The organism is Nocardia sp. NRRL S-836, from assembly GCF_001279525.1.
GTDB lineage: Bacteria > Actinomycetota > Actinomycetes > Mycobacteriales > Pseudonocardiaceae > Lentzea.
Window position 1 is genome coordinate 1 of sequence record NZ_LGDY01000034.1, and the last position, 348, is coordinate 348.

General features: G+C 78.2%; 1 protein-coding gene. It reads right to left on the reverse strand.

What is annotated here, in order from left to right:
* The coding region (locus ADL03_RS48150) for a hypothetical protein (protein ID WP_197288116.1) at positions 1-348 on the reverse strand (348 nt) is incomplete at both ends.

Genomic DNA, 348 nt, shown 5'->3' on the forward strand with positions numbered 1-348 from the left:
GCGGCAGCGCCGTCGGCAGCTGCCTGGGCACCTGGTGCACGTGCGGCACCTCACCGGCCAGCACCTGCAGCTGCGCCTCCCGCAACGCCGCGCCCGGCCCCACCCCGACCTGCTCGTCCAACTGGCGCGACCCCCGCTGGGACCCCGCCCACCCCTCCCCCCCCCCGCCGCTGCCGCTGATCACCAGCGGCCGCCCCGCCCCGACCACCGCACCGAGCCGTTCCAACTCGACCGCACGCCCCACGAAGTGCGGCAGCGCCGTCGGCAGCTGCCTGGGCACCTGGTGCACGTGCGGCACCTCACCGGCCAGCACCTGCAGCTGCGCCTCCCGCAACGCCGCGCCCGGCC